The sequence below is a fragment of the Pontiella sp. genome, assembly GCF_041622395.1.
Taxonomy (GTDB): domain Bacteria; phylum Verrucomicrobiota; class Kiritimatiellia; order Kiritimatiellales; family Pontiellaceae; genus Pontiella.
On record NZ_JBFJYW010000002.1, the window covers coordinates 1 to 20,680 of the forward strand.

The 20,680-nt window shown below is 60.0% G+C and carries 17 protein-coding genes and 1 pseudogene; 6 read left to right on the forward strand and 12 right to left on the reverse strand.

Annotated elements, in window-relative coordinates:
- Positions 1-93: 93 nt before the first annotated feature.
- From ABYO54_RS00220 to ABYO54_RS00230, 3 genes are read left to right on the forward strand one after another with little or no spacing between them, the layout of a single operon-like run.
- Positions 94-1,512, forward strand: a complete 1,419-nt coding sequence (locus tag ABYO54_RS00220) for a DUF1566 domain-containing protein (RefSeq protein ID WP_372805740.1) — start codon at positions 94-96, stop codon at positions 1,510-1,512.
- 14 nt (positions 1,513-1,526) lie between these two features.
- A complete protein-coding gene (locus tag ABYO54_RS00225; RefSeq protein ID WP_372805742.1) occupies positions 1,527-2,819 on the forward strand; it encodes a PQQ-binding-like beta-propeller repeat protein in 1,293 nt (430 codons plus the stop codon).
- An 18-nt stretch (positions 2,820-2,837) separates the two neighbouring features.
- Complete coding sequence (locus ABYO54_RS00230; RefSeq protein WP_372805744.1) at positions 2,838-4,205, forward strand: sulfatase; 1,368 nt, start codon at positions 2,838-2,840, stop codon at positions 4,203-4,205.
- A 27-nt stretch (positions 4,206-4,232) separates the two neighbouring features.
- On the opposite strand, the gene ABYO54_RS00235 is transcribed toward ABYO54_RS00230, so the two are convergent.
- From ABYO54_RS00235 to rplU, 5 genes and pseudogenes are all read right to left on the reverse strand, one after another.
- Positions 4,233-5,150 (reverse strand): biotin-dependent carboxyltransferase family protein, encoded by a 918-nt coding sequence (locus ABYO54_RS00235; protein ID WP_372805783.1) that lies wholly within the window; start codon positions 5,148-5,150, stop codon positions 4,233-4,235.
- Positions 5,151-5,186: 36 nt separating this feature from the next.
- Positions 5,187-6,527: pseudogene (pxpB, locus tag ABYO54_RS00240) on the reverse strand (5-oxoprolinase subunit PxpB); the annotation flags it as partial.
- Positions 6,502-7,557, reverse strand: a complete 1,056-nt coding sequence (gene obgE, locus ABYO54_RS00245; protein WP_372805746.1) for a GTPase ObgE — start codon at positions 7,555-7,557, stop codon at positions 6,502-6,504. The gene obgE and the pseudogene pxpB, both read right to left, overlap by 26 nt.
- 184 nt (positions 7,558-7,741) lie before the next feature.
- Positions 7,742-7,996: a 50S ribosomal protein L27 gene (rpmA, locus tag ABYO54_RS00250; protein WP_372805748.1), complete on the reverse strand. Its 255-nt coding sequence runs from the start codon at positions 7,994-7,996 to the stop codon at positions 7,742-7,744.
- Positions 7,997-8,014: 18 nt separating this feature from the next.
- On the reverse strand, positions 8,015-8,329 hold the full coding sequence (gene rplU, locus ABYO54_RS00255; RefSeq protein ID WP_372805750.1) for a 50S ribosomal protein L21: 315 nt from the start codon (positions 8,327-8,329) through the stop codon (positions 8,015-8,017).
- Positions 8,330-8,567: 238 nt separating this feature from the next.
- Between rplU and ABYO54_RS00260 the strand changes: the two genes are divergently transcribed.
- Both ABYO54_RS00260 and ABYO54_RS00265 read left to right on the forward strand, forming a co-directional pair.
- Entirely contained in the window at positions 8,568-9,326 is a 759-nt protein-coding gene (locus tag ABYO54_RS00260) for a thioredoxin-like domain-containing protein (RefSeq protein WP_372805751.1), read from the forward strand.
- Between the two features lie 144 nt (positions 9,327-9,470).
- Entirely contained in the window at positions 9,471-10,367 is an 897-nt protein-coding gene (locus ABYO54_RS00265; RefSeq protein ID WP_372805753.1) for an NDP-sugar synthase, read from the forward strand.
- A 21-nt stretch (positions 10,368-10,388) separates the two neighbouring features.
- On the opposite strand, the gene ABYO54_RS00270 is transcribed toward ABYO54_RS00265, so the two are convergent.
- From ABYO54_RS00270 to ABYO54_RS00300, 7 genes are all read right to left on the reverse strand, one after another.
- Complete coding sequence (locus tag ABYO54_RS00270) at positions 10,389-11,138, reverse strand: alpha/beta hydrolase (protein WP_372805755.1); 750 nt, start codon at positions 11,136-11,138, stop codon at positions 10,389-10,391.
- Between the two features lie 213 nt (positions 11,139-11,351).
- A complete protein-coding gene (locus ABYO54_RS00275) occupies positions 11,352-12,590 on the reverse strand; it encodes a nucleoside permease (protein WP_372805756.1) in 1,239 nt (412 codons plus the stop codon).
- Positions 12,587-13,378 carry a sugar phosphate isomerase/epimerase family protein gene (locus tag ABYO54_RS00280; RefSeq protein WP_372805758.1) on the reverse strand — a complete coding sequence of 264 codons (792 nt, stop codon included), beginning with the start codon at positions 13,376-13,378 and terminating at the stop codon, positions 12,587-12,589. Before ABYO54_RS00280 ends, ABYO54_RS00275 begins: the two co-directional genes overlap by 4 nt.
- Positions 13,378-14,346 carry a Gfo/Idh/MocA family protein gene (locus tag ABYO54_RS00285; protein ID WP_372805760.1) on the reverse strand — a complete coding sequence of 323 codons (969 nt, stop codon included), beginning with the start codon at positions 14,344-14,346 and terminating at the stop codon, positions 13,378-13,380. Before ABYO54_RS00285 ends, ABYO54_RS00280 begins: the two co-directional genes overlap by 1 nt.
- Positions 14,343-15,641: a Gfo/Idh/MocA family protein gene (locus ABYO54_RS00290; RefSeq protein ID WP_372805762.1), complete on the reverse strand. Its 1,299-nt coding sequence runs from the start codon at positions 15,639-15,641 to the stop codon at positions 14,343-14,345. Before ABYO54_RS00290 ends, ABYO54_RS00285 begins: the two co-directional genes overlap by 4 nt.
- A gap of 46 nt (positions 15,642-15,687) precedes the next feature.
- Positions 15,688-16,977, reverse strand: a complete 1,290-nt coding sequence (locus ABYO54_RS00295) for a DUF1080 domain-containing protein (RefSeq protein ID WP_372805764.1) — start codon at positions 16,975-16,977, stop codon at positions 15,688-15,690.
- Positions 16,978-17,038: 61 nt separating this feature from the next.
- Positions 17,039-17,812, reverse strand: coding sequence for a helix-turn-helix domain-containing protein (locus tag ABYO54_RS00300; RefSeq protein ID WP_372805766.1), 774 nt, complete (start codon positions 17,810-17,812; stop codon positions 17,039-17,041).
- A gap of 484 nt (positions 17,813-18,296) precedes the next feature.
- Here ABYO54_RS00300 and ABYO54_RS00305 point away from each other — a divergent pair, with 484 nt between their 5' ends.
- Positions 18,297-20,543 (forward strand): hypothetical protein, encoded by a 2,247-nt coding sequence (locus ABYO54_RS00305; RefSeq protein WP_372805767.1) that lies wholly within the window; start codon positions 18,297-18,299, stop codon positions 20,541-20,543.
- Positions 20,544-20,680: the final 137 nt, after the last annotated feature.

Sequence of the window (20,680 nt, forward strand, 5' to 3'; positions counted from 1 at the left end):
CCCCCGCCGAATGACAACACTGTAATCAAATCGTACGCAACAGATCCCCCCCTCTCATTGTTTAATGCACAACGAATCGAAAAGGAGTCACTCATGAAAACGATGGTCACGCTCATCGCATCCGCCCTCTCCACCGGGGCCCTCGCCGTCCCCTTCCCCGTTGTCGACACCGGGCAGACCTTTGCCTACGGCAACGACAAGGGGCAGGACGCGCACTATGCCGCCAACGCCCCCGCCTACAAAGACAATGGCGACGGAACGATTACCGATCAGGTGACCGGCCTAATGTGGACGCAGGACCCCGGCAAAAAGATGACCTTCGACGACGCCGTTGAAAATGCATCCCGGTGCAAAACCGGCGGCTACTCCGACTGGCGGCTTCCCACCATCAAGGAACTCTACTCGCTGATCCAGCTCAACGGCACCGATCCCGATCCGATGAGCACCGACACCGCCGGCCTCAAACCCTTCATCGACGACACCGTCTTCAAGTTCACCTACGGCAAACAAGAAGACGGCGACCGCATCATCGACTCGCAGTTTGCCACCACCACCAAATACGTCAGCACCACCATGCGCGGGGCCGAAACGATGTTCGGCGTCAACTTCGCCGACGGCCGCATCAAGGGCTACGGCATCGAAGATCCGCGCGGCCGAGGCAAAAAGACCTTTTACGTGCTCTACGTGCGCGGAAACACCGCCTATGGAAAAAACAACTTCAAGGACAACGGCGACGGAACCATTACCGACGAAGCCACCGGGCTGACCTGGATGAAAGCCGACTCCGGCAAAGGCATGGACTGGCCGAGCGCGCTGGAATATGCCGAAGGCATGGAATTCGCGGGGCACGACGACTGGCGCCTGCCCAACGCCAAGGAACTGCAGAGCATCATCGACTACTCCCGCTCGCCCGACACCACCGACTCCGCGGCAATCGACCCGATCTTCGACGCCACCGCCATCAGCAACGAAGGCGGGAAAAAGGATTTCGCCCACTACTGGACGAGCAGCACCCACATCGGAGCCCGCAGCACCGATACCGCCGTCTACTTTGCCTTCGGCCGCGCGCTCGGCTTCATGTCGGACCGCCGTTCCGGCGGGAAAACCCTGATGGACGTGCATGGCGCAGGGGCCCAGCGCTCCGACCCGAAAACGGGCGACCCCTCGAAATTCCCGGAAGGTCGCGGACCGCAGGGCGACGTCATCCGGATCAACAACATGGTGCGGCTGGTGCGAGGCGGCGACGTTGAGAAAGTCGATGCCCCCGTCGCCAAAGAACCCAAACAGCAGAGACGCGGCAGACAGGTCCAGCAGCCGATGCAGGCCCAAAGCCAGCGCCAAGGCAATCAGGGCGGCACCTTCATGGATCGCGAAGACCAGAACAAGGACGGCAAGGTTTCCAAGGAGGAGTTCGGCGGCCCGGCCGCGCACTTCAGCCGCTTGGATAAGAACAGCGATGGCTTCATCACCGCGGACGAAGCCCCGGTCGGCTCACCGCAGAACAGAAATTAGCAAAAGGATCGCCCATGAAACAAAAATCGACACTCCCCTACTCACTTGCCGTTCTCGGGCTCGCCTTGGTTACCGCCACCACGTGGGCGGGCGACTGGCCCCGCTTCCGCGGCCCCGACGGACTGGGGCGTAGCGATGAAACCGGGCTTCCGACCCACTGGAGCGAGACACAGAACCTCAAATGGAAAGTCGCCCTCCCCGGGCAGGGCTCCTCCAGCCCGATCGTTTACGGCGACAAGCTGTTCATCACCTGCTACAGCGGATACGGGGCGGATGACGCGAGCAACGCAAACAACCTCAAGCGGCACCTGCTGTGCATCCATCCGGATACCGGGGCGATCCTTTGGAGCCAGGAGATCCCGGCCACCCACGCGGAAGACGGCTGGAGCGGCTGGCTGCGGGAGCACGGCTATGCCAGCCACACCCCGGTCTGCGACGGCGATCAGGTCTACGTATTCTGCGGCAAGACCGGCATGGTGGCCTTCGACATGGACGGGAAAGAAACCTGGCGAAAGAACCTGGGCACCATGTCCGCCAACCGGCGCTGGGGCTCGGCCGCCAGCCCGATTCTCTACGGCGACCTGCTGATCGTCAACGCCTCCGAAGAGAGCCGGAGCCTGTATGCGCTGGACAAAAAAACCGGGGAGGAAATCTGGAAATACGAATCGAGCAAAACCGAACTCACCTACGGCACGCCCGCCCTGGCCGAACTGGCCGACGGTAAAAAAGAGTTGTGCCTCGCGGTGCCCAACGAGGTTTGGGGGCTTAATCCGGAAACCGGCGAACGCCTCTGGTGGGCCAACACGGAGATGAGAGGCAACGTTTCCCCCAGCCTGCTGGCCATCAAGGACACCGTCTATGCCTTCGGCGGCTATCCGCGCCTCACCACCCTCGCCATCCGCGCGGGCGGCCAAGGCGATGCGAGCGGATCGAACCTCCTTTGGAGAAGCCAGGAGTCCTCCTATGTCCCCTCGGCGGTCGAACAAGACGGCTACCTCTATTGGGTCGGCCACAAGGGAGAAGCCTTTTGCATGAAGGCCGACACCGGCGAGATGGTCTACCAACAAAAGCTCGATGCCGGAAGCGGCAACGCCGTCTACGCATCGGCCACCTTGGCCGATGGAAAACTCTATGTCCCCAGCCGCCGGAACGGAACCTTCGTGCTGGCGGCCAAGCCCAGCTTCGAGCTCATTGCATGCAACCGCTTCGACTCGGACTCGAGCGATTTCAACGGAAGCGCCGCCATCAGCGGCGGCAAGATCTTCCTGCGCTCGAACGAAACGCTCTACTGCATTGCAGCCGAATAAAACCTAGGGAGCCCCTCCATGCGAAACCGTGTTGCCGCCCTCGCCCTACTCGTCGCGTCTTCAACCTTGGCCAAACCCAACATCGTGTTCATCCTCGCCGACGACATGGGCTGGACGGGCACCTCGGTTGAAATGATCAAGGGAAACCCCGAAACCAAGAGCGACTTCTACCAGACGCCCAACCTCGAAAAACTGGCGGCCGCCGGAATGGTTTTCTCGCAGGCCTATGCGCCCGCCGCGCTTTGCACGCCGAGCCGCGCCGCCATCCTGACCGGGAAAACCCCGGCGGAGCTGCACATGACCACCCCCGGCGGCGGACGCACGCAGGCCTACCAAAAACTCGCCGCGCCCCGGCACGTCAAGGAGTTCCCCGCCTCGGAAACCACGATTGCCGAACGGATGAAGAAGGCGGGCTATGCCACCGCCCTTTTCGGGAAATGGCACATCGGAACCGCCAACCCGGCAATCCACGGCTTCGACGAGTCCGACGGCCCGACGGAAAACGTCAGCCACGGGACCGCGGCGAATCCGAAGGATGTTTTCGGGGTCACGGACCGGGCCATCGCCTTCATGGAAAAACAAGCCAAAGCCGGCACCCCCTTCTACCTCCAGCTCTCCCACTACGCCGTCCACACGCCCGTCGAATCGCTTGAACAGACGCAGGAGAAGTTTAGGAAAACCAAGGCGGGACAACGCCATTCCGACATTGAATTCGCCGCGATGACCTACGATCTCGACACCGCCATCGGGACCCTCCTCAAGAAGATCGCGGAACTGAAGCTGACGGAAACCACCTACGTTGTGTTTATGTCCGACAACGGCGCGCCCGCCAACCCGCGGCGACCGCAAAACACCCCGCTCAACGGCGGAAAGGGCACGTTATACGAAGGCGGCATCCGGGTTCCGCTGATCGTGCGCGGCCCGGGCATCAAGGCCGACACCTTCTGCAACGAAAGCGTAACCGGCTGCGACCTGTTGCCCACCTTCTGCTCGTGGGCCGGGATTGCGATCCCCGGCGACATCGAAGGGAAAAGCCTGGCATCCCTGCTTTCGGGCCAAACCCAAAAGATCGGGCGCACCAAGCCGCTGCTGTTCCACTATCCCCACTATGGCATGGGACCGGCGCAAAAGCCGCAGACCGCCATCATCGAGGGAAACATGAAGCTGCTGCGCGACCTTGAGACGGGAACCCTCATGCTCTTCGATCTCTCGACCGATCTATCGGAAAAGAACGATCTCTCCACGAAATATCCCGAAAAAACGGAGACGCTTGAAAAGCGGATGGACCAGCGGCTCCAGGAGACCGATGCGCAGATGCCGACGGAGAACCCCGATTACAAGCCCTCCGCCACGCAAACGCAGCGGCGGCGGCTCAATTTCCGGTAAGGGGTTTTCGGCGCAATCGCAGGGGGCTTACCGCACCTCGGCAAAGCGCAGCGAATCGCCGGGCCGGGCCTGGGCGAGCAACGGGAGGTCTTCGGCCACAACGTGGCCAATGCGCGGATAGCCGCCCGTGGTCGGATGGTCGGCCATCATGACGATCGGTCGGCCGGAGGGCGGCACTTGGATGGTGCCGAAGCCCAGCCCAGCCGAAACCATCTGCCGCGCTTCCGAATGGAACGACAACGGCGGCCCGTCGAGCCGAAGGCCGGTGCGGTTGGATGTTGCGGAAACGCAGAACGCCTCCGTCAAAAACGTATTCAACCCTCCGCAATCGAACCAATCCGCTTCGGGCCCGGGAACGACGCGCACCGACCGGCAAAGCGGGCCGGCGACCTGCGGTACGTATCGGCGATTCGGAGGCGGGCCAGCACCCCCGCAGCCAAGGGGTAGCACATCGCCGGCCTGCAGCGTGCGGCCCTGGAAACCGCCGAGCTTCCCGGGAAGATAGGTCGAGCGGCTACCCATCACGAGCGGCACATCAATGCCACCCGCAAACGCGAGGTATGCCCGATAGCCGGTTTCCAAGGGTTGGAACTTTACGCGCTCACCCGCCGAAACTTCCAGAGTTTGGAAATGATCGGCATAAACCACGGCGATTTTTAAGGATTCACTAAACTGCAGCACGGGCATCGTTCCGGTACATTCCAGCACCGCGGCATCAGCCTTGTTGCCGACCAATGCATTGGCGGTTTGCAACGCGCGCCGGTCCATCGCCCCGGAAACAGGCAGGCCGTAACGCAGGTAGCCGGGACGGCCGGCATCCTGCACCGTGGTGTACAGGCCCGGTTCGATGATTTCAACCCATCCTCCGGAGGGCGACGCTCCGCCGGAGCCATGAACGAAACGGGGCGCCGACGGCGCGTCGTCCTCCATTTTCTCAATCGGCATAAAGCGCACCTCATCGCCGGCCTCGAACAGGAACGGTTTTTCAGCGGTTGGATCAAAAAGATTCAGCGACGTGTGGCCAATAATATTCCATCCGCCGGGGCTTTCGACGGGTTAGACGCCCGTCTGGTTGCCGGCAATGCCGACGGCTCCGGCCGGCACGGCAACGCGCGGCGTGGCCAGCCGCGGCGTGGCCAGCGCATCGTCGAGCCCGCCGAGATAGGCAAAGCCCGGAGAAAACCCAAGCATGTACACCAGGTAGGTTGGCGCCGCGTGACGCGCAACCACTTCGGTTTCGCTCAACCCATTGTGCCGGGCAACGAGCGAAAGGTCCGGGCCGTTGTAATGAACGGGGACCTCGACGCAACGAGGTTGCGGCAGGTCGATTTCTTCCAGCTCAATTCGATCGATCCGCGCGATCAACTCGTCGAGCGAAACCAAGGCGGGATCGAAGTCGATCTTGAGTTCGGCATAGCACGGCACCAACTCCCGGATGCCGGCGGAACCGTCCAAGGCCCATTGCAACGCGCGGATGCGGCGGTGGGTCGACTTCGCGATGCGCGGCGGCAGCCGGGCCAGCAACGAGGTTTCGTCGAGCGCAGCATAGGAGAAACGGAGCCGGCCCGCCGGGCAGACCTCGATCCTGTGCCGCGCGAAATAGGCCCGCAGATTGGAAACGAATTGGATGGCGGATGGATTATCCCCGTGTACGCAGACGGAGTCGGCCTGAATCGGAAACCGTTTTCCGCCGAGGGTCGGCACCTGGTTGCGCAACACCATCATTTCGACCTGAGCCAAACTTTCGGCCTCGTCGTGGATGACTGCGCCCGGCTGCGAGCGAGGCACCAGCCGCCCCTCTTGCGTGTAGGCGCGATCGGCGAACGTCTCGTGCACCGCAACCAGTCCGGCATCCTCGGCCGCGCGCAGGCAGGCCGAACCGGACCGGCCAATCAAACGCAGCTTCGGATCAACTCCATGAATGGCGCGGCACAGCGACAGCGAACGCCCATAGTCGTCGGCCAGGTCGTTGTAGAGCGCGCCGTGAAGTTTGACGTGGCGAACCGCGGCGCCCTCCTCCGCGGCAATCCGCCGGAGCAACCGGAGCTGCTCCAGGACGAGCGCACACAGCGCTTCCGTGGAAAACGGCATCGAAACGCGGCCGAAATTCGCGGGATCGGGATAGCCGGGATGCGCCCCGATGGCGACCCCGTGCCTTAGCGCCAGGCGGAGCGTGCGGCGGATGGATTCCGCCGATCCGGCATGGGCCCCGCAGGCAATGTTTGCAGAAGAAATGAACGGCATGACCGCGGCGTCAAGCGAGCCGTCAGCCAGCTCACCCAGATCCGCATTAAGGTCAATCGTCCTCATTTTCCGAAGCATCCATCTCGGCGGTTTCTTCGAGGATCCGACGGGTTTCGAAGAAGTGCTTGTAGAGATGCGCTCTCACCGGCTCGATACCTACGCCGAGTTCGGCGGAGATTTCGTAGACCAGCTCGCCGGTGCGTTGTTTGAATTCCGCCAGGTTTTCGTCGGCGCCGGGACTGTCCATCTTGTTGGCGACAATCGTGTAAGGCGTACAGGAAAGCTCCTCCAAATGAAGACGGAGCTCCTCTTTCAGGTGCATGAAGTCGTCGGTTGGATTGCGGTCGTCGGTTCCGGCCATGTCGAGCACGAACAGGATGAAGCGCGAACGCTCGATGTGGCGCAGGAACTGGTGGCCAAGGCCAACCCCGTCGTGGGCACCCTCGATCAGGCCGGGAATGTCGGCGATTTTCAAGCGGCTGAAATTTTCGTATTCGAGCGTTCCGACGATGGGATTGATGGTGGTGAAGGGATACGGCGCAATCTTCGGGTGCGCGTGGGTCAGGCGGCTGAGCAGGGTCGATTTCCCGGCGTTGGGATAGCCGACCAGACCGACGTCGGCAATGAGCTTGAGCTCCAGCCAGAACACCTTTTCCTCGCCCATGGTGCCATCGGAAGACTGCCGGGGCGCCTGGTTGGTGGAACTTTTAAAGCGGGCGTTGCCCAGTCCGCCGTGCCCGCCCTTGCAAATGACCAGCTCTTCGCCATCCTTGACCAGCTCGCCGACAAACTCGTTGGTTTCCGCATCGTACACCACGGTACCGGGGGCCACCTTGACGATGCAGTCCTCCGAGTTTTTGCCGTGGCGGTCGGAGCCCAGACCATGCTGGGCATTGGCGGCCTTTTGATGCGGCTGGTAGTAGAGCGGAAGCAGGGAGTCCTCGTTTGCATCGCACCGCAGGATGACGGAGCCGCCATGGCCACCGTCGCCGCCGTCCGGTCCCCCTCTGGGGATGTACTTTTCACGACGGAACGATACGCAACCATTGCCGCCGTTGCCGGCCTTGGCATAGAGTTTGATGCGGTCTTTGAATACAACGTGTTTCATAAGCTTAACGAGTCATTCGTGGTTGGTGCTTCGTGAGTCGTGAGTCGTGAGTCGTGAGCCCAGCTTAGCGGGAACCGATCCCGCCGTCACCTGCATTTTCAACCAAGAATGGAAAACAGTCCTGTTAAAACAAAAAAAAAGGCGGGCTTGGAAACCCGCCTCACAAGCTTGGCCTAGAACCAAACTAAGCAACCGCTTCTTCGCGAATGTGCACCTTGCGCTGACGCTTGTCGAATTCAACGACACCGTCTTTCAAGGCGAAAAGCGTGTAGTCTTTTCCGCAGCCGACGTTCACGCCGGGATGGAAACGGGTTCCAACCTGACGGACCAGAATGCTGCCTGCCGTTACTTTCTGTCCACCGAAGCGCTTCACTCCCCGACGCTGTGCATTCGAGTCGCGACCGTTGCTGGATGAACCTTGTCCTTTTTTATGAGCCATGACGAACCTCCCGCAAAATTATGCGCTAATTTCTTCCACTTTGATTTTGGTCAACTCTTGGCGATGACCGATTTTACGACGATATCCTTTGCGGCGTTTCTTCTTGAACGAAAAAATCTTTTTGCCGCGCAGGTTTTCCACCACCGAAACCTTAACCTTCGCACCGGAGACGACCGGCGTGCCGATGGTGAGTTCGGAACCGTTGGAGACGGCCAGTGCATCAAATTCGACGCTTGCGCCCTCGTCGTTGGCAAGCAGTTCAACGTCAAGAACATCGCCCTGCTGAACGCGGTACTGTTTTCCGCCGGTTTCAATTACTGCATATGCTTCCATAAATAACCTCAATACCCCCGAACGGGGCTTTCTTTCCAAAAAATCAAGGGGCGGAAACTAAGGAATCACCCCGCGACTGTCAACCCCAAACAAAGGCAAAAAAGCGCGAAATAACGTTCGTTTCCCGCCGGTGCCGGCAAAAGCGTGCAATGCCGCGGCAACCAGCGATCAGAAGAGTGCCATACCGGTACGGCGCATGCTATCTTAATAGCGTAAAAACGAAGGAGAAAAGACCCATATGAAACCGAGCCTCGCCCTCGCCTGCACCGCATTCCTGATCCTCAATGGCTGCGCCCCGACCAAGCGCACCATTTCCCTCGAAGAAACGCTCGCCAGCGCGGTCATCGACCACAAGGGCGAGCCGGCCACCGCGAACCATGCACTGAACACCGACTATCTGTTGCTCTACTTTTCCGCCCATTGGTGCCCGCCCTGTCGCGGCTTCACCCCGAAGCTCGTCGAGTACTACCACAACAACCTGGGCGGCCAGCTCTTCCAGGTGCTCTTCGTCAGCAGCGACCGCAGCGACCGGGAGATGCAGGCCTACATGAAAGAGGCCGCCATGCCGTGGCCCGCCGTCATCTACCACTCCGAAGCGAGAAAAACGCTGGAAAAGGTCTATAGCGGCCAGGGAATCCCGCGGCTGGTGTTGCTGGACCGCGCCGGCAAAGTGGTGGCCGACAGCTTCAAGGGACAAACCTATCTCGGCCCCAACCAAGTCCTTGAAAAGCTCGACTCGCTACTGGACCGGCGCAAGCGCGACCCAGCGGGCGTCACCGCAACCACGGGGCAAATCCTGCGCGCCACGAACGATTACAAGAAACGCTACCGCATCGACGGGTTCGGCTCCGGCCCCAACGGTCATTTGGCCTTTGTTAATGGAAAGGTTACCCTCGAGGGCGAAGAGCTCGACGCCGGCGTGGTGGTTGAAACGATTACCGACAAGTACGTCGAAATCTCGGCCGAAGGAAACCACTACCGCCTAAAGCCCGAATAACCGGCGGCCATGGGGTTGCTGCCCCCCCCCGGTCATCGGATCGAGTCGCGTTCAGATTGCGGTTTTCTTTGGGGCTGCACCTTGCTAGCCTGTTTCAGACTTTCAACAGGTGACCTTCAGACATTCGACCGGAGAAACTTATTCATGAAACCGACACTCGTAATCATGGCCGCAGGCATGGGGAGCCGCTACGGCGGCCTTAAACAACTCGATCCCGTGGGCCCCAACGGCGAAACGCTGCTCGAATACTCCATCCACGACGCCATCGCCGCCGGCTTCGGCAAGGTGGTCTTCGTGATCCGCCACGACTTCGCGACGGCGTTCAAGGAGCAGGTCGGCGAAAAATTCGCCGGTCGCATCGACGTGCAATACGCCTTCCAGGCACTGGAAAACCTGCCGGAAGGCTTCAGCGTTCCCGAAGGCCGGACCAAGCCCTGGGGCACCGGGCAGGCGGTACTCGCCTGCAAGGATCTGGTGAACGAACCGTTTTGCGTCCAGAACGCGGACGACTTCTACGGGGCCGAAGCCTACCAAACCATTGCCGCGGAATTCGGCCGGCTCGCCGACGGCGACAGCTGTATGGTCGGCTATCTGCTTAAGAACACGCTTTCCCCCCACGGTTTTGTTTCGCGCGGCGTGTGCCACACCTCCGACGGCTACCTCAGCGGAATCAACGAACGCACCCACATCGAAACCGATGCGCAGGGAACGGTGCAGTTCATCGAAAACGGCGTCGCCACCGGCATGACCGGCAACGAAATCGTCTCCATGAACTTCTGGGGATTCGCCCCTACCTTTTTCGAGGCGCTGGAGGAAAAGTTCGTCACGTTCCTGCGCAAAAAGGGCGGCGAGCTGAAATCCGAATGGTATATCCCGGACATCGTGACCGACATGATGGAGAGCGGCGAAACCCGCATCAAGGTGCTCAGCTGCAACAGCCAATGGTTCGGCGTCACCTATCCCGAAGACCGCCCCACCGTCGTCGCGGCGCTCAAAGCCATGCACGACCGCGGCGCATACCCGCCCAAGCTCTGGGACTAATCGCCCGGGGCGGCGGGCTCACTATTTCAGGAAACGCATCTCGCGCATCCAGGCCTCGCAGAGCTTCGGCCAGTTGGATACCGGGTGCGCGGTCGGGCGCAGGCCGAAACCGTGGCCGCCTTTGGCGAAGAGATGGGCTTCCACCTCGACCCCGGCCGCATCGAGCGCGGCGGCATAGGCGAGCGTGCTGCGGTAATATTTTTTGTCGTCCTTGGCTTGCACCACGAAGGCCGGCGGCGTCTTGGCATCGACCAAGATCTCGTCGACCAGCTCGATGGAATCCTTCTTGAAGAGATAGGCCGGGTAGACCAGCACGGAAAAGTCGGGGCGATCGGCGGAATTGCTGCATGCCGCAGTCAGGTGGCCGCCCGCCGAAAAGCCCAGCATGCCGATTCGCGAGGCATCGATCTTCCACGCCTCGGCTTTTTCGCGCGCCAAGCGGACCGCCTTGCGCGCATCCTCCAGCGCACCCGCGCGGTTTTGCGGGCAGCGGTATTTGAGAATGGCGGCGGAAACCCCGATCGAGTTGAGCCACTCCACAACCTCGGTGCCCTCTTTGTTCATGCACAGGATGCCGTAACCCCCGCCGGGGCAGACAATCACGAACGGGGCGGGCACCTCGGCGCCTTCGACGAGAAAGAGCTGCAACGTAGGGTTGCTGACGTTCGTCAACCGGATTACGCCGTCGTTCCCCGGCTTCAGCGCCTCGGGTTGCCCGGCGCCCTTGCCCGGCATGTCGCCGTTCCACAGCGGAATTTCCGTATTCGCCATCACGACACCCGTCCCCATCAAAAGCACTAAAAGCAATGTTTTCATGGAGCCCATGCTACCCGTCGCCCCGGCAACCGTCAACCCGCGAGCGAGCGGCCATGCAGGCGATCAACCCGAAAACCACGAAGCCACAGGGAAAACAGTATTCCCTGTGGCACCGTGCACGATTGTTCTGGAAAGGCCGGGGCGGCCTGGCGCCGCCCGCTTCGTCCGTTACGCCGGCTCCACCGGCTTCTCGACGCTCGCTTTGAAGAAGATCGCAAAGAACACCATGATGACCGCCGCAGCGGCGCAAGGGATGTACCAATAGTTCTGCCACGCCAGCAACACGTCCGTTTCATGCCCCATGACGAATGCCGCATGGAGTCGACCCGCGATTTGCGCGCCGACCAACATGCCCACGCCCTGCGTAACGAGAATGAGCAGCCCCTGCGCCTGCCCACGAACGGGCTTGGGGGCCGCCTTGTCGACATAAATCTGGCCGGTCACGAAGAAGAAGTCGTAGCAGATCCCGTGCAGCGCGATTCCGACGAGAATCATCCACATCGTCCCGGCCGGGGCGCCCAGCGCGAAAAGCCCGTAGCGAACCACCCACGCGAGCATGCCGACCAGTAGCATCTTCTTGACGCCCAGCCGCGCGAAAAACAGCGGCATGACGAGCATGAAGAAGATTTCCGACATCTGCCCGAACGTCATTTTGAAGGCGGGGTCCGCCAAGCCGGCGTCGTTCACGAAGACCGGCGCATACGCATAATAGGCCGCCAGCGGCACGCAGATGAGCATCGAACTGACGATGAACACGAGGAAAGAGGGTTTCTTGAGCAACGCGATTGCATCGAGGCAAAGCACATCGCGAAGCGAGACTTTCTTGCCCTTGGCCGGCGGGGGGGTGTTCGGGAGCGTCAGGCTGTAAACGCCCAGCACGACGCCGCTAATACCCGCGATCCGGAACGGCAACGCCGTTTGGTCCGAATGCAGCACCTTGCTGACAAAAACGCCCGCGACGATCCAGCCAATGGTTCCGAATACGCGAATGAGCGGAAATTCCTTCTCCTGATTCGTGATGTTATGAAACGCCAACGTGTTGGTGAGCCCCAGCGTGGGCATGTAGCAAAGCATGTGAAGGAAGAGCATCGTGAGGAAAATCCCCGCCGATTCCGCGCCATCGACCACCATCGGGGCACAGAACATCAGAACGCCGCCAACAATGTGCAATGCGCCCAGCACCCGTTCCGTCGCAAAGAAACGGTCGGCCACCATGCCCAAGATGAACGGGGAAATGATCGCGGCGATCGGCCCGATGGAATAGGCCCATCCGACGGAATCGCCCATGCCTTGCTTGAACATGTAGTTGCCGACGGTTACGAACCAAGCGCCCCAGACGAAAAACTGGAGGAACATCATGACCGACAGTCGCGGAACTATAAAAACGGGACTCTTCTTTTCACTCATACACACACTTCCAATCGTTCAACGGTTAACTGAATATCCTTTTCCCGGCGATCTCCGGCCTCGCGCTCGATGGCCATCGCTCCGGTAAAGCCGACCTTTTCCAGCGCCTGGAAAAACCCGCCGTGGTTGACTTCGCCTTCGCCCCAGGGAACTTCGGCGCCCCACTGGCCGGGCGTCTGCGACGCGACCGCATCCTTGATGTGGACGTGCTTGATCCAGGGACCCAATACGCCAACCGCTTCAATGGGATCGCCCTTGCCATAGAGAATCATGTTGGCGGGGTCGAAGTTCACGCCCAGCGCCGGATGGTTGACGACATCCAGGAAATGGCGAAGGTCTTCCGCGGTCTCCTGCCCGGTCTCCAGCAAAATCGTAATCCCGCTCTCCTGCGCCACGTCGGCGAACTCGCTGATGCGCTTGCGGAACGTTTGGAAGCCGGCTTCGTCGGTATGGTCGATGAACCCCGCATGGAACGACAGCAGCTTGACGCCCATATCGGCCGTCGTGCCGATCGCATCGAGCACGATTTGGCGGTTTTCGGGCCAGACATCGTCGGGCACGATCCCGCCCGTCAAACGGATGGCGTCGAGCGAGGAATAGTCCTCCTGCGGGAACCCGACCATGGTGCAGGAGACGGTCCAGCCTTTTTCGGCAATCATGCCGCGCAATTTATCCGCCGCCGACACGTCGAGATGCAGGCTAGAGAGCCCCGTATTCCCCAACACCCGGGCCAGCCCTTCCGCATCGTTTTTCAACGACCAGCTACAAACACCAATTTTGTTTTTCATTATTTCATTGTCTCCCACGCCATGCGCACCGATTCGCGCGCTTGCTCCGGCGTAATCACCACCACTTCTGCCTGGCCCTTGACCAGCGAGGCAAAATATTCAATTTCTCCCCGATAGCCATCGCCGGGTTCGATCTCCGGCGCATAGGCCTCCCCCTCGGCGGGGTAGACGGTCACGCCGTTGCCATCGAGCACAACCGCCGCTTTTTCGAACACCACCTTGAAGGCCATCGAAAATCCAAACGACTTGGGCATCATCCAGCTCGCGGTCGCGGTCACGACCTTGCCGGCGCCATAGTCCACCCGGGTGACCGAATGACCGGGAACGCCGTTTTCAAGATATGCGCAGTCCGACTCAACCGCAGCGGGCGGACCGAACAGATATTGGATATAATCGAGATCGTGGATATGCAGGTCCAGCGCCATGCCGCCGCTCTTGGAAGGATCCGAAATCCATGAAGCGTCGCTCCAGGCCGGCGCATAGGTGAGCCGCGAAAAATCCGCCACCTTTACCGCGCCGAACGCGTTGCTTTCCACGACGGACTTCAGCCAGGCGTAGGCCGGCCAGAAGCGGATGCACTGCGCAACCATCAACTGCTTGCCCGCGGCCGAAGCGGCCGCGATCATTGCGTCGCAATCCTCCACCGAGAGCGCCATCGGCTTTTCGCACAGCACATGCACGCCGGCCTCCAGGCACTGGATGGTAACGGACTTGTGCAGATGGGTCGGCAATGCAATCGACACGGCATCGAGCGTTTCCGTGGCCAGCATGTCGGCGACATCCGTAAAAACGGCAACGCCGTCGAGGTTCAACTCGCTATCGCCCGTGTCGATATTGCCCTGTTTCGCCTTGCCGGCAATGGGGTTGGCATCGCACACCGCCACAACCTGGGCGTCGTCCAACGCCTGCCAGTTGCGGAAATGCACCCCGCCCATGAACCCCATTCCAATGATCCCGACTCGGATCATGAGAGGCCCTCGACTTCCCAGCCCTTGCGGTAGGTGCGTTTGACGAAGGCATTGGCCTCGTCGCAATTGGTGAAGCGCAACTTCTTGGCATCCCATTTGAGTTCCTTGTTCGGGAAGCGGGACGACAGCGCGCCGAGCAGCACGGTTTCGGTCAGCGGGCCGCCGTATTCGTGGAAATCGGCCAGCGGCTTGACGTCTTCGCCACGGACGGCGGCGATGAAGTCGCCGTAATGGTTGCGCGCTTTCAGCTTGGGATAGCGGTATTGTGCGAACTTTTCGCGCGGGTACGGCACGGGCAGCCCGGCGTGGGGCGCCAACAAAATGCCTTCGGTGCCGACAAAGATACCGCCCTGCTTCGGCATTTTTTCGCCGAACAGGTCGATGAACTCTTGCGGCGGAAGCAGCGAACCATCGGTCCAGGTCACCTTGATGGTATCGCCTGCGGTATACGCATTGCCCGGGAAAACATATTCGAACTTTTCATCGACGGCCCAGTTGGTCTTGTTCGGCACGCCGCCGATCGACTTCACGGAAATCGGGGCCTTGAGGCTCATGGCCGCGAACATCGGGCTGTAGATGTGGCAGCCCATGTCGCCCAATGTGCCCGTACCGTAGTCGAGCCGCTTGCGCCAGTTGTAGGGATGGTAGTAGCCCTTGAGATACGGCGGCTTCGGCGCGATGCCGCACCACAGATCCCAGTCGAACTCGGCCGGAACCGGATCGCTGCCTTCCGGGATCGGATCCGGGTCGCCCCAGGTCTTGTCGCTGAAAATGAAGACTTCCTTGACTTTTCCGATCACGCCGTCCTGGATCATCTTGACCGCAAGGCGCTCATAGGTGCTGGAGGTCAGCTGGGTGCCCATCTGGGTAACCAGTCCGCGCTCCTTCGCAATCTCCGCCATGCGGCGCGTTTCGTAGAGGGTCTGGGCCATCGGCTTTTGCCCATAGACGGCCAACCCGAGATTCATGGCCGTCACCGCGATGGCCGCATGCATATGGTCGGGCGTGCAGACATTGATGGAGTGCAGGTTCATGTGCTCTTTTTCGAGCATGACCCGCCAATCCTTGTAGACCCGCACGTTGGGACAGCGTTCTTTGACCTTCGCCAACTGCCGGTCATCCACCTCGGCCACGGCCACGAGGTTGAGTTTTTCGTCGCGGGTGAAGGAAGAAACGTCATTGAAGCCCATCATGCCGCCGACCCCGATGCTGGCGTGGTTGACGATTCCATCCGCCGGCGCCGTTTTGTTGGGGGCATAGCCCTTCCGGGCAAAACTGGCGCACGAGTTCAACATCGGGAGCCCGGCTCCCGCGACCGCTACGCGTGTAATAAACGAACGTCTACTTGGTTTCATTGTTCAGCTCCTTGATCATGACATTTCTAAACTGGACGGGATCGCTATGTCCGGCAAAGCCGAAATGACCCTTCTTAAGATCCTTGCCCGGGTGCTTCGAGTTGCTCTTGAACTCGGTAATGGTTGAAAGGTCGGTATCGAGGATGCGGGTGCCGTTGAGCTCGACCTTGATGGTGGAACCCACCACTTCCACGGTCTCGAAGTTCCACTCGCCGACGGGGCGGAGGTAGCCGCGGTGCGCCGCCGCCATGCCGTAGGCCGAACCGTGGAACTGGCGATCGTCCAGCTTCGCATAACCGGGAGCCGTATTGTCGAGCACCTGCAGCTCGGTCATGCCGTGGTAGGCGGGATCGCCTTTGCCCGGGTAACGGATCGCGAGCCCGTTGTTGCCGGCCGGCGGCAGCTTGAACTCAACGCGAACGGCGAAGTCCGCATATTCCTTTTCGGTGTAAAGCGTGCCGCCCTTTTTCGGTTTGCACATGATGATGCCGTTTTCGATCGAATAGTTTTCCACGGCACCGATCCATTTTTCGGGGACCTCGCCATCGCTCCAGGTTTTGGCGGCCAGGATTTCGTTGGCTTCGGTCGAACCGATTTCGCGGATCGCGACGTTGCGCCAGCGGATTTCCCCGCCATGGGTCTGCAGTTGGATGGGGCCGGTACGCGGAACGGGGCCGCTTTTATCGAAATAATTCCGCAGCCGCGCATGATCGACCACCAGCCGATCGTTCAGGTGCACGGTCACATATTCGCCGACCATCCGGATGTTCAGCTTGTTCCATTCGCCGAAAGGCTTGTCGGCCAGCACGAGCGGGTCCTTGCCTTTCGAGCCGGCGGGATTGTTCCAGAGACCGCCCGACCCCTTGTTGGCGCCGATCGGGAATTTTTTCTGCTCCGTCGAATCCCAGATCTGCACCTGCGGGATGCCGCGGAGATAGACGCCGCTATCGGCCAGCGCGACCGTCTTGTACTCCAGCTGGAGCTCGAAATCGCCGTAGTTATTTTCCGTCGAAAGGTAGAGCCCCTTGCCGTCGTTGACCAGCTCGCCGTTTTCAACCCGCCAATGCGCGTTGATATCGGCCAGGCTCGCCGCCTTTTTCTCGGCCAGAGCTTCCGGCGGCAGCGCCATCCACTTGGACGGGTCTTCGGTGCCAAGCCCCCACCATCCGCTCAAATCTTTTCCGTTGAACAACGGCACGAACCCGAGAGGGGCGGCGGCGCATGCAAGCGCGCTGGCACTCCCGGCCAACATCAATAGCTGTGTTTTCCAATTCATGGGAACAAGCTATCAAAAGTTTAATGCGAAGTATTGTAAATTTCAGGCACGCGCGTGTACATCACCATGGGATTTTGCGGCCGCCCTCGCGATATTCGCGGGGCGAAACCCCCATCACCTTGCGGAAGTTGCGGATGAAGTGGCTATGGTCATAGAATCCGCATTCCAGCGCAATGGATGCAATGGTGTCGTTGGTGGTCGACAACAGCCGGCAAGCCGCGCGAACGCGCACATTGAGGATATGCTTGGTCGGCGAAATATGGAAAACCTTCTTGAAACTCCGCTCAAACTGACTCGAAGACAAATGCATGATCTTCGCCAGGTCATCCACCTTGATCGGATCGGAATAGTTTTCGCGAACGAAGTCCAGCACCGCGTTCATCTCCATATAGGGGCGGAGCTTTTCATGGGCACTGGTCATGTCGCGGGCGATACAGGCGAGCCCCACAATCTCCCCTTCGACCGAATAGAGCGGAATCTTCGTGGTAATGAACCAATTGATCGAGTTGTGCGGATCCGGCGCCAGCTCGACATGGTCGATCACGCTTTCCCCGGTTTCAAAAACATGGTTGTCGTCGGCCACATAGGCATCCGCACGATCGTTCGAAAAGATGTCATAATCGGACTTTCCGATCATCTCCCCTTCTTGCTTAAAACCGCACAACTGCACCGCAACGTTGTTGGCCATCATCACCCGACCCTCGCGATCTTTCGCGACAAAGTAAATGCCGGGCAGGTAATCGAAGAGCCGCTGCAATTGGGCTCCCTGCAACGAGGAACGAAATGCCTCACACTCTTCCGCCGCTCTTCCCGTCAATCCATGATCCTTATTCATGGCGCAAATATTAGCAAAACACTCTGCATATAACAACCAGCCGAACGGATAGTTTTTCGGCGGGACCACCGCCCGCGTTTGCACCGTAAACCGGAAGCCATTGAATACCAATGAATTTGCCGCGCCGCACCACAGAGCCGCCGCATCCTTTTTGTGCCCACATCACTGGTTTTAACATTTTTGTACACCCAAGTGCGGCAAACGTACAATACCGCACCTACCTGCTCCGCTAGTTTGCGCACCGTTGACGAGGTTGCATGCCTTGGTTGGCGACGACCATTTTCAGCGTTGCCGACCAACCGCAAACACCAGAAAGAAGACGCTGGATAACCGGAAAACAAACGTGCACAAATTTGCTCGATTCGTACAATACGCACGATCTCGTCATCGACTATAAAATGTTTAAGCTGGCGCGTCGCAGTCCTTATTTGATGGGTGCGATCATACGCCGCTAATGGAAAAACAACGAACAAAGGAGAAGGTTATGAAAACTGTGAACCGAACCCTCAACAAACATCTGGCAGCACTACTCGCCGTGATGTTCTCGACCACCGGCCTTATGGCCCAGCAGAAAGCCCTGCTCTTCGGCGACACCTTCGACCGAACCGCCAGCACCAACCTCAACGCATCCTCCGACGGCCAGTCGGGATCGCTCAGCCCGCTGACCTATGGATGGCAGGCCTACAACGCGACCCTCGACATCAATAGCAATACCCTGAGAATGGACAACAACGCGTCGGATGGCGCGCAGGGCGGCATCGCTTATCCGCTGCACAATTTCACCGACAGCGCCATCACCGACGATGGGGCGTTTAGCGTTACGGTCGACCTCAACTTCAACTCCACCGGCGGAAACCGCTGGATGAGCGTCGGCGTGGGCCAGTCGCTGGCCGAGCTCCAAGCCGTGACCAACAACCTGCAGGCCACCGCACTTCCTGCGGACCTGCTGGTCGGTTACAAAGGGACCCAGGATACCCTTGAAATCTACAACAACGGCTTTTTGAACGCCGCCGAAACGATTATCGGAGACTTGCCGGCCGACCCGCTCACCATGCGCATCGACTATACGCTTTCCGATTTCAATTCCGGATCGACCGTAAACTACGCGGTCTACTTCGACGACGCCACCACCGCCTTCACCGCCGGTTCGTTTACCTGGAGCGGCACGGCCGAAAACTATATCAGCCTCTCGGCCAACACCGTCGCGGCCTCCCGCTTCGACAACTTTGAAGTCCGCGGTGGCTCCACGGCCGACGACACGACGCCCCCGACTCCGGATCCACTGACCTGGATCACGGTGCCGACGGCCACCAGCGCATCCGAAATCACCATGACCGCCACCAATGCCACCGACCCGAACGGCGTGGAATATTATTTTGAAGAAACTTCCGGAAACCCGGGCGGCTACGACAGTGGCTGGCAGTCGAGCCAAACCTTCAGTGCCACGGGATTGGTGGCGAACACCACCTACACCTACACCGTTGTGGCTCGCGACCTGTCGGCAAACTTCAACGTTTCCACAACGGCTTCGTCGGCGGAGTCGGTCACCACACCGGCACTGGACAACAATCCCCCGACTCCCGATCCGATGACGTGGGCTTCGGTGCCGACCGCCATCGATCACCAGTCGATTAGCATGACCGCCGCCACGGCCACCGATGCCGAAGGCAACGGCGTGGAATACTACTTCGCCTGCATCACCGGCGCCGGCAACGACAGCGGATGGCAGGCCAGTCCGTCCTACACCGACAGTGGACTGGATCCGGAAACCACCTACGGCTATGCCGTCAAAGCGCGCGACAACTCGCCGGACGGCTACAATGAGACGGGCTACTCGGCCACCAACTCGGCCACAACGGACGCCACGCCGGCTCCCGCAACCGAATCCTACCACACCTTCGACAACGACGGCCTGGCCATCAACACCAACTATGGCGGCGGCATGGTGATGTGGAAGCCGAATACCCGCGATTTTGACTGGATTGACAACGGCAACCTTGCCAGCACCAACAACAATGCAGGCAACCGATATGCCACCGTTTATTCCGCAACTGCATTTGATGTATCCAGCGGGTTCAAACTGGACGTGGTCTATAACATCGACCTCATCGAGTCCAGTGGCCTCGCCTATACGGCCTCGTTTGGTTTGATTGCCGAACCGGAAGGAATCAATAGCAGTCACTTCATTGCCGACAATGGCCAGACCAGTCTCGGCGTAAGCCTGACTGACCGGCTGGGCGTCCAAGGCCTCAACGAAATCAATCCGACGACCGGGTTGACGAGCTTGGCCGACGGCACGGCGCAACCCATTGTCGCCAGCTCAAACCAGACCTTCAGCCTGACGGTCGAAGAGGACGGCAGCTTCAGCTACAGCATCAACGGCAACACCCCGACCACCGGCACGACGGCCTTTGACTTGGCCCTGACGTACCACTTCGCCGTGTATGAGCAGTACATGACCGGCATCGAAATCCAGAGCGTGAAACTAAGATCGCTTGGAATCTCAGACGTCGGTTCCATTGCGTTTGGCATTTCGGGCGGCGTGGGCAACTTCAGCTGGTACGGCCAAAGCGGCGGAACATACGAACTGCAATCGCGCGGCAACCTGGCGGTCGGCGGCGAAGAAGCCTGGCAAACCATCGAGAGCGTTGCCGGCGCGGACGAAGAAATCGACATCACGATCGACCTCGACGAAGACCAGAAATTCTTCCGGGTCAAGCTGGCCGAATAAATCCCGAATCCCCCCGGAACCGATCGACGGTTCCGGGTTAGCCTAAGCAAACGCGGCTTCCAGCCGCGTTTGCTTTTTCTTTCGTAAAGAAACCGAGCCGCCCCACGCCGGGCATCGCGCCTCGACGGCCAATGAAA